Source organism: Ideonella flava, assembly GCF_051857595.1.
GTDB lineage: Bacteria > Pseudomonadota > Gammaproteobacteria > Burkholderiales > Burkholderiaceae_C > Ideonella.
Genome location: NZ_JBPZHD010000024.1, coordinates 1 through 9,578 on the forward strand (window position 1 = coordinate 1; position 9,578 = coordinate 9,578).

5 protein-coding genes are annotated in these 9,578 nt (G+C 69.8%); 2 read left to right on the top strand and 3 right to left on the bottom strand.

The features are described 5' to 3' along the window. Positions 1-9: 9 nt before the first annotated feature. Genes ACS5PM_RS31925 through ACS5PM_RS31935 form a run of 3 tightly spaced genes read right to left on the bottom strand, consistent with a single transcriptional unit; the run spans position 10 to position 3,150 of the window. Positions 10-714, bottom strand: a complete 705-nt coding sequence (locus tag ACS5PM_RS31925; RefSeq protein ID WP_439392147.1) for a response regulator transcription factor — start codon at positions 712-714, stop codon at positions 10-12. Between the two features lie 41 nt (positions 715-755). Then, positions 756-1,961: an ATP-binding response regulator gene (locus ACS5PM_RS31930; protein WP_439392148.1), complete on the bottom strand. Its 1,206-nt coding sequence runs from the start codon at positions 1,959-1,961 to the stop codon at positions 756-758. A 13-nt stretch (positions 1,962-1,974) separates the two neighbouring features. Next, the gene (locus tag ACS5PM_RS31935) at positions 1,975-3,150 is read right to left on the bottom strand and encodes a sensor histidine kinase (RefSeq protein WP_439392149.1); all 1,176 of its coding nucleotides are present in this window, start codon (positions 3,148-3,150) and stop codon (positions 1,975-1,977) included. Positions 3,151-3,275: 125 nt separating this feature from the next. Here ACS5PM_RS31935 and ACS5PM_RS31940 point away from each other — a divergent pair, with 125 nt between their 5' ends. After that, the gene (locus ACS5PM_RS31940; protein WP_439392150.1) at positions 3,276-5,903 is read left to right on the top strand and encodes a TonB-dependent receptor; all 2,628 of its coding nucleotides are present in this window, start codon (positions 3,276-3,278) and stop codon (positions 5,901-5,903) included. A gap of 8 nt (positions 5,904-5,911) precedes the next feature. After that, positions 5,912-9,256, top strand: coding sequence for an ATP-binding protein (locus ACS5PM_RS31945; RefSeq protein ID WP_439392151.1), 3,345 nt, complete (start codon positions 5,912-5,914; stop codon positions 9,254-9,256). Positions 9,257-9,578: the final 322 nt, after the last annotated feature.

A 9,578-nucleotide genomic window follows, 5' to 3' on the forward strand; every position in this document is an offset into this window, starting at 1 on the left:
CGTCGAGGCTCAGGCCTCGACGAGGCGACCCTTGAAGATGTAGCCCACCTTCGGCTCGGAGTGCAGGGGCACGGCGGACGGCGTGGCGCGCTCGATACGGCGGCGCAGGCGGTAGATGGCTGCGTGCAGGAGGTTGTCGGCCTCGGTCGCCGGGTCTCGCCCCAGGCGTTCGCACAGGGTGCCACGGGTCACCGTGGCGCCGCCGGCCGCCGCGAAGCACTCCATCACGGCGAAGTCGCCCTCGCTGAGTTCGATTCGCGTGCCCTCGGGCGCGACGAGCGTGCGCCCGGCTCGCTCCAGGCGCCACACCGAGGCCTGCGTGCGACTGGCCACGAGGCGCCGTTGCACGGCCTCGATGGCCAGCGCCACCTGCTCGGCACGCACCGGCTTCATCAGGTACATGTCGGCGCCGGCTCGCAGGACCGAATCGAACACGTCGTCGCCGACGCGACCCGAGACCACCACGATGCCGGCCGAGCCCTTGCGGCGTATCAGCCGCACCAGGTCCAGCCCGTCGACGCCCGGCAACGTCAGGTCGATCACGAAGAAGTCGAAATCGAAGGCGCCGGCGGAAGTGAGGAACTCGTCGCTGTCGCCGAAAACGGTGACAGCGGCGCCGTGTTCGCGCAGCGACTGCCCCAGGTACTCGGCGTACTCGGGGTCGTCGTCGATGAGGGCCAGCGTGGCCGGCAGGGATCCAGGGTCAGTTGGCATGTCGATCGAGCCCTCCCTGGGCCAAGGACCGGTTGATGACGCTACGCCTCGATGCCCTGGGGAATGCTGAGGCGAACGATGGTACCCCGCGTTACCCTCGGCAACACTTCGATGCTGCCATGGTGGCGGTCGACCACGCGGCGCACGATGTACAGGCCCAGCCCGGCGCCTGTGCCGGCCTTCGCGTTGGGCCCGCGCGTACCCTTCTCGAAGATGCTCGGCATCAGCTCCGGCGGGATGCCCGGCCCCTCGTCCGTCACCTCGAAGCACAGCGACGGCGGATCCTCGCGGTCGGTCACCTTCAGGCGCACCGGCGTGCCGGCCGGCGAATACGCCAGGGCATTCACCAGCAGGTTGCACAGCGCCAGGCGCATCAGTGCGGGCTGCAGCTGCACGGTCCTCAGCTCGGATTGCGACACGAGCTCCACGCGACCGCGCACGTCGGCGCCTATGTCGTGCACGACCAGGTTGATGAAGGCATCGAGGTCGACCTCGGCCACGCTGCCGGTGTCGCCCGCGGTCAGCATCGTGGCCGCCGCCAGGGCGTTGTTGAGGGTGCCGATGACGTGATCGAGCACATGCTGCGCCCGCACCAGCCGGGGCCTGGCCTCCGGTCGCACGCCGTCGCCCGACTGGGCTATCGCCTGGGCCGCCGCGTCCAGCGCCGCCGACGCATTGTTCAGCGGTTGACGCACCTCATGGGCGAGCAGGCGCAGCATCTCGTCGCGCTCTTCCAGCAGCCGCCGCAGGCCCTCGGATTCGCCCTGAGCCTGAAGCCGCCCGGCCCTTTCGCGGGCCAGCTCGCGCGAGCGCTCCAGCTCGCGCGTGAGCGCCTCCTCCGCCTGGTGGCGGCCGATGGCATAGCGCATGGCGCGCACGAGCATGGGCGCATCCACCCGACCCTTGACGAGGTAGTCCTGCGCACCCGCCTGAAGGGCTTGCACGGCCACCTCTTCGTCGTCGAGCCCGCTCATCACGATCAGCGTCGGCAAGTGCGGCGCGTGCGTCCTGAGCCGCTGCACCGTCTCCAGGCCGCTGCTTTCGGGCAGGCCCAGGTCGAGCAGGATCAGGTCGACACCGCCGGCGCGCAGGCGCTCCACGCCGGCGCTGAGCGATTCTGCGTGCTGCAGCGACACCCGCAGCCCCAGCGGAGTCGCGTGCTCGAGCAGCGCCGAGATCAGCCGTGCGTCGCCAGGGTTGTCCTCGATCAGCAGGACCTGGACGGAGTCGGACGAAGGGGGTGGCATGCAGTGTCTTTCGTCAGGCGTCGCCGGCACCCGCGGGGTGCGGCAACGTGAAGCAGAAGGCCGAGCCCTGGCCCGGCTTGGATTCGACCCAGATGCGCCCGCCGTGGCGCTCGACGATGCGCTTGCACAGGGCCAGGCCGATGCCGGTCCCCGGGTAGCTGCCCCGGCCGTGCAGCCGCTGGAACAGCACGAAGATCCGATCGAAGTACACCGGCTCGATGCCGATGCCGTTGTCGCGCACCTTCAGGCACCACGCCGCGCCATCGTCGCCGCATTCGATGCGCACCTCGGGCGCTGCGCTGCCTCGGAACTTGATGGCATTCGCGATCAGGTTCTGCATCAGCTGCACCAGCTGCGTCGAATCGCCCAGCACCTTCGGCAGGGGGTTCGAGATGGCGACGAGGGCACCGCTCTCCTCGATCGCTACCCGCAGGTGCACGAGCGCGGTCTCGACCACCGTCTGCAGCGCAACCGGCTCGAAGGGCCGGGCCTTGGTGCCGACCCGCGAGTAGGTCAGCAGATCGTTGATCAACACCTGCATGCGCTTGGCGCCATCGACCGCGTAGCCGATGAACTCCCGACCGTCGGAATCGAGCTTGTCCTGGTAGCGCTGCTCCACCAGCTGCAGGTAGCTCGCGATCATGCGCAGCGGCTCCTGCATGTCGTGCGAGGCCACATAGGCCAGCTGCTCCAGCTCGGCGTTCGAGCGCTGCAGCGCCGCCTCGGCCTGCTGCCGAACCGCCACCTCCTGCGCGAGCCGCGCATTGCGGTCGGCCAGCTCGCGCCGCATCTCGGCCAGCGCGACCTGGGTCTTCACCCGGGCCAGCACCTCGGTGCCATCGAGCGGCTTGGTGACGTAGTCGACCGCGCCGACGTCGAACCCGGCCAGCTTCTGCGGCGTGTCGGACAGGGCGGTCATGAAGATCACGGGGATGTCGCGCGTGGCCTGCGAAGCCTTGAGCCGGCGGCAGGTCTCGAATCCGTCGATGCCGGGCATCAGCACGTCGAGCAGGATCAGGTCGGGCCGGACGAGCGCCGCGCGTTCCATCGCCTCCTCGCCGCCTTGCGCCACGACCACCGAGTAGCCTCCGCGCTCAAGCTCGCTGGCCATCACCTGCAGGTTCGCAGCCACGTCATCGACCACCATCACGGTGGCCGGCGTGCGGGAAATGTCGGCATCCGTCGGCATGGCGTTGGGTCAACGAGACCGGGTCAGTCTATAGAGTTAACGATAGGGCAGCAGCCGATGTCTGGGCGTTGTGTGCGTCGCAATGGAGGAATAGGATCATCGGCAACCTTCTGGAGGGCAGCAGCGTGAAATCGAAGGCGCAGAAAGCTGGCCACTCCCCATGGTCGCCGGCCACGGCCGTGATGGTACTGGCGGCGTTGCCGGCCGCCTCCCACGCGCAAGCACAGGCGGAGCCGCCCGAAGCGGCCGGCACCGAAGCCGTCCCTGCCCAGCGCATCGTCGTGAGGGGCCAGCGCGCCAGCCTTGACACGGCTCAAGCCATCAAGCGCGAGCACCTGGCCATCGTCGATTCAGTGGTGGCGGACGACATCCTGCGCCTGCCCGACTTCAGCGTCAGCGAGGCCCTGCAGCGCGTGACCGGCGTGCAGATCCAGCGCGACCGCGGCGAAGGCGGCATCGTCACCGTGCGTGGCCTGACCCAGGTCGAGGCCACCTTGAACGGACGCGAGGTGTTCACCGCCGGCGTGGGCCGGACCTTCGACTTTGCCGACATCCCGGCCGAGCTCGTGGCCGGCATCGACGTGTACAAGACCTCGTCTGCCGACCTGCTGGAAGGCGGCCTGGGCGGCCTGGTCGACCTGCGCACCCGAAGGCCCCTGGACTTCGTCGGCCGGCAGTTCATCGCCTCGGCGCGTCTGGTGCACGGCGACCTCGTCAAGAATGACGCGCCTCAATACGCCGCACTGGCCAGCGACCGCTGGAGCCTGTCCGGCGCCGGCGAGCTGGGGGCCCTGGTGGCGGTGTCTCTGCAGCGCCGCACCTGGCGTGAGGATCAAAAGAGCACCGGTACGCCCCTGCTGCGCGACGACATCGCCCCCGGCGCCACCGTGGCGAGCAGCACGTCCGAGACCACGAGTGTCGGCACGCGTCGGCGCGCAGCGGTCTCCGGTGTGCTGCAGTGGCGGCCGGCAGCAGGGCGCGAGCTCTACGCCGAAGCCTCCTGGCAGGAGTTCAAGACCATCCAGGATTCCGACCAGATCAACGCCAGCGCCTCCAGCACCTTCGACCCGGCCAGTGTCGTGTTCTTCCCCGGCAGCAGCGAGGTGCAGCGCATCACCTGGCTGAACGCGCCGGTTTCCATCCTCAGCTACGCGCGAGACCTGATCGACCGGAACCAGCAGGCGGCGATCGGCGGGCTCTGGCACGAGGGCAACTTCAAGGTCAAGGCCGACCTCAGCCACGCGAACAGCTACAACAACCTGTTCTTCAGCGGCCCCTTCTTCGGCGGCACGGCCGCTCAGTTCACGCAGGACCTGAGCGGCCGGGCCCCCAGCACGCAGGTCACCGGCACCGACCTGTCGAACCCGGCCAACTTCCGGTACACGGGCATCGCGTACCGCACCCGGCCCTTCCATGGCGAGCTGACGGCAGCCCGCGTAGACGGCGAAATCGTGCTCGACAGCACCTGGCTGCGTTCGCTGCAAGGAGGCCTGCGCCTGGCCAAGCGCCGGGCGCACAACGCGCCCGGCCTGGTGTTTGCGGATGCAGCGGTCACCGGCGTCGGCGCCGCGGACAAGCCCGGCTTCGTGCAGCCCAACCCCTACGGCGACTTCTTTCCCGGCACGGGCATCGCGAGCCTAAGGGACTACATGGTCGGCAACCTGGACCTGGCGCGCGACCCTCAAGCCCTGCGAGAGGCCTTCGGCATCACGGCGCCCATCCCGCCCGAAGGCAACCCGCTCAGCGTCTGGCACATCGACGAGAAGACGCAAGCCGCATACGTGCAGGCGCCCTTCGAGGGCCTGGACGGCCTGCTGGCGGGTCGCATCGGCCTGCGCGCCGTGCGCACCGCGGAGGCCGTCGAGGGCCATCAATCCTCGCCCAGCACCGGCACCGTCGAGCCGATAGCCATCGACAACAGCTACACCGACTGGCTGCCCAGCGCCGACCTGCGCTGGCGCTTCATGCCCCGCTGGACCGCCCGCGCCGCCGTGTCCAAGACCTTGACGAGGCCGACCTTCGAGCAGCTGTCACCCTCGCTGACGCTGGTACCCAACCCGATCGATCCCCGGCTCAACCAGGGCTTCGCCGGCAATCCTGGACTCAAGCCGGTGCGCTCCAGCAACCTCGACCTGGCCATCGAGAACGACCTCGGCGCCATGGGCGCGTGGTCCTTGACCGGATTCGTCAAGTGGGTCGACGGCTTCATCGCCAATGCCAGCAACGACGAGACCCACGACGGCCAGGTCTATCGCGTCAGCCGCCCCTACAACAGCCAGTCGGCGCGCATCCAGGGCCTGGAGCTCGGCGGCCAGTACTTCTTCAGCGGGCTGCCCGGCGCCTGGCGCGGCTTCGGCGTCCAGGCGAGCTACACCTACATCGACAGCCAGACGCTGAACACGGCACTCGGCACGCGCACCCAGTTGCAGGGCCTGTCGCGCAACAGCGCCAACCTCGTGGGCCTGTACGAATCCGGCCCGGTCACGGCCCGCATCGCGTGGAACTGGCGCGACCGCTTCCTCAGCGGCAGCACCGCGGTGGCCGGCGTCGGCGTGTTCCCTGCCTACACTCAGGGCTACGGCTGGCTCGATGCCTCGCTGCAATGGCGGGTCAACGAGAGCCTCACCGTCGCGCTGGAAGGCGGCAACCTCACCCGCACGATGCGGGTGTCCAACTACGGCAGCCCGACGCGGCCCCAGATGGCACTGCTCAACGACCGCCAGTACAGCCTTGGCGCCACGCTGCGCTTCTAGAAAGTGCGATGCGAATCCAGTCCCCGACGGCCCTTGTCCCCACCTTCGCCCGCTTTCTCGCAGCGTCGCTGCTGCTGCTGATCGCCCTCACGCTGGCCGGCCCGGCGTGGGCGGCCACCGACCTCGCGGCCTGGCGCCAGCAGGCCCGGGCCGCCCGGCTGCTGGCCGAGAACGACGTGCCCCGCGCCATGGCCGAGGCCAGGCGCCTTCAGGCCATGCTGCCGCCCGACGCCCCCCCGGCGGATCGGGCGCTCATGCTGAACCTGCTTTCCCGCATCGAGACCTACCTCGCCCTCACGAGCCCGGCGGAGGAGCATGCGCGCCAGGCCCATCAGCTCGCCACGGCCCACGGCGACCGCATAGGCATAGCCGAGGCCGATCTCAACATCGCCCTGAACTCCATCAACCAGGGCAAGCTGGAGGAACTGGTCAAGGCCACGAGCGAGGTGGTCACCGCGCTCGAAGGCGTCGATCGGCCGGACCTGCTCGGCGAGGCCATGCTGCGAGCCTGCGTGATGTACCGCCGATTCGAGCAGTTCGAGGAGTCGGTCGAGATCGCCGTGCAGGCCATGGAGATCGCGCGACGCAGCGGCGATCCGCTGGCGCTGGCCTACGCGCACCAGAGCCTCGCGCTGTCGTACGACCAGAGCATCCGCCAGCAGGAGTCGCTGCAGCACTTCGAGCAGATGCGCGTGCAGGCGCGCGTCGCCAAGTCCCGAATGCTGGAAGGCTTCGCCTTGCAGGGGGTGACCGGCCAGGCCTTGCGCGACAAGGATTTCGAAGCGGCCGAACGCCTGGGACGCCAGGCGCTGGAGCTGTTCCGCGAGATCGGGGCGCCCTTCGCCGTGGCCTTTGCCCACTACGGCCTGGCCACCACCTTGCGCGCGGCGGGCCGGTTCTCCGACGCCGTGGTCCAGCTGGACCAGGCGCGCGAGATCTACGAGCACTATCCCAACCGCATCGGCCTGTGGATGACGCTGATCGCCGAGAGCGCCGTCCAGCAGGACATGAAGAACCACGGCGTGGCCCTGGCCCATGCCGAGCGGGCCAACGAGATCGCCAATGACCTGGGCTTTTCCATCTACACCTCCGCCAGCGCGGCGCGGCTGGCGGAGACCTTCTCGGCCCGCGGCGACTACGAGCGCGCCTACACCTGGTCCACCCGGGCGCGCGAGCTGTCCGGCAAGGCCGCACGCGAACGCGCGAACAGCCGCGTGCTGCAGCTGACGCAGCGCTACGAGACCGAGAACAAGCAGCGCCATGTCGACGAGCTGACGCGAAGCAACGAGCAGCAGACCGCCGAGCTGCGGCAGCGCGAGCTGCAGCAGCGCTGGCTGTGGACGCTGCTGGCCGGCGCCGGCATCGTGCTGGCCATGACGGGCTACTTCCTGCTCAGGCTGAAGCGTTCGCACAAGCTGCTGTCTTCGCTCAACGCCGAACTCGCCCGCTCGCGCGATGCAGTGCGCGAGCTCAACGCCGGCCTGGAGCAGCGCATCGAGGCGCGCACCGCTCAGCTGCGCCAGCAGGCCCGTTACCTGCGCACCCTGATCGACATGCTCCCGCTGTGGGCCTGGTTCAAGGACACGGACAACCGCTACCTCGTCACCAACCAGGCCTACGCCAATGCCCACGGCTTCAAGCCGGAGGAGATGGTGGGCCGCGGCGACGAGGGGGTCGTGCCGCCGGCCCTGCTCGAGGCCGCGCGGGAGGACGACCGGGCGGTGCTGGCCTCGCGTGAGCGCCGGACGTCGGAAGTCGAGCTGCACGAGGGCGGCCAGTCGGTCTGGATGGAGACCTTCAAGGCGCCCGTCCTGGACGACGACGGCACGCTGCTGGGCACCGTGGGCGTGGCGCGCGACATCAGCGCGCAGAAGGCGACCGAGGCCGCCCGCGAGGCGGCGCTGGAGGAGGCGCGCCGCCTGGCCGGCGCGCGCAGTGCGTTCCTCGCCAAGATGAGCCACGAGCTGCGCACGCCCTTGAACGCCATCCTCGGCTTCGCGCAGATCCTGCTCGACAGCCGCCACCTGGACGAACGGCAGCTCCGCAGCGCCCGCATCATCCGGCAAAGCGGGGAGCACCTGCTGGCCCTCATCAACGACGTGATCGACCTGGCGCGGGTCGATGCGGGCAAGCTCACGCTGTCGCCCGGCGAGGTCGACCTGTCCAACTTCCTCGCGGTCGTGGCCGACATCATCCGCGTCAAGGCGGACGAGAAGCAGGTGCAGTTCAGCGTGCAGGCGGAGCCCGACCTGCCGGCCATGGTGCGCGTCGACGACATGCGCTTGCGGCAGGTGCTGCTCAACCTGCTCGCCAACGCGGTGAAGTTCACCGATGCCGGCCAGGTCAGCCTGCGCGTGCGTGCGCTCGGCCCGCCCACGGCGGGGGCGGACGGGCAGTGGCAGACGCGGCTGCACTTCGAAGTGGCCGACTCGGGAATCGGCATGAGCGAGGACCAGCTCCAGCGCCTGTTCCTGCCCTTCGAGCAGGTCGGGGATGCCCGCCGGCGCTCGGGCGGGGCCGGGCTGGGCCTGGCCATCAGCCGCGAGCTGGTGCGGGTCATGGGCAGCGAGCTGCAGGTGCTGAGCCAGCCGGGCCACGGCAGCGTCTTCTCGTTCGACCTGGAGCTGCCGGTGGTGGCCGGCGGCACCCTGTCGAGCGCGCTCGGCCGCATCATCGGCCACGAGGGCCCGCGCCGCCGCGTGTTGGTGGTCGACGACTCGCCGGCCCTGCGGGCGCTGCTGGCCGACACGCTGAGCCTGGTGGGTTTCGACGTGATCACGGCCAACGACGGCCAGGAGGGCGTCACCCGGGCCCGACTGCTCAAGCCGCACCTCATCGTGATGGACATGACGATGCCGGTGATGGGGGGGCTGGACGCCACCCGCGCGTTGCGCGCCGAGCCCGGTTTTGCCGAGCTGCCGGTCGTCATGACCACGGCCAGCGATTCGGTCGAGGTCGAGACCGCCTGCTTCGCAGCGGGTGCGAACGCCTTCCTGTCCAAGCCGATCGACAGCGCGCAGCTGCTCAGGACCATAGGCCGGCTGCTGTCGCTCACCTGGATCCACGAGCAGCCCGCCGCGGCGGCCGGCCAGGCCATGGGCCTGGTGCCGACCAACGGCGGCAACGGGACCAGCGGCACCCCGCCCAGCCCGATGGTCGGACCGCCGCCCGACGAACTCGACGAGCTGCTGCGCCTGGCCCGCATCGGCAACATGCGCGAGATCCGGGCCCGTGCCGAGCAACTGCGCGAGCTCGGCCCGCGTTACCAGCCCTTCGCGACGCGCCTTTGCCACCTGGCCGACAACTACCAGTCGCAGGCGATCCTGTCGCTCGTCGAATCCTGTGGAATTTGAGCCCCCACGCCCCCTGCCGGGGGCTGCCCCCCGAGGGGGCTCGCGCAGCGGACCGGCAAAGCCGGATCCGCGCACGCCCTGGGAGGGGCGGCGCTGACGCGCGCCCGGGAGGGGCGCGAAGCGGAGGGGGCGGATGAGGACCCACGATAGATTGCGCAGCGGATGGGATGAAGCCCCCACGCCCCCTGCCGGGGGCTGCCCCCCCGAGATGCTATGGGGGAGGACCGCCTGCATCGGTATGCCCGTTGGTCTAAAACGGGCGTTCCGTGGTCTTCCATCTAGCGTGAAGGAGGTCGGCAATGAACGCGACGCAAGCAGCCCT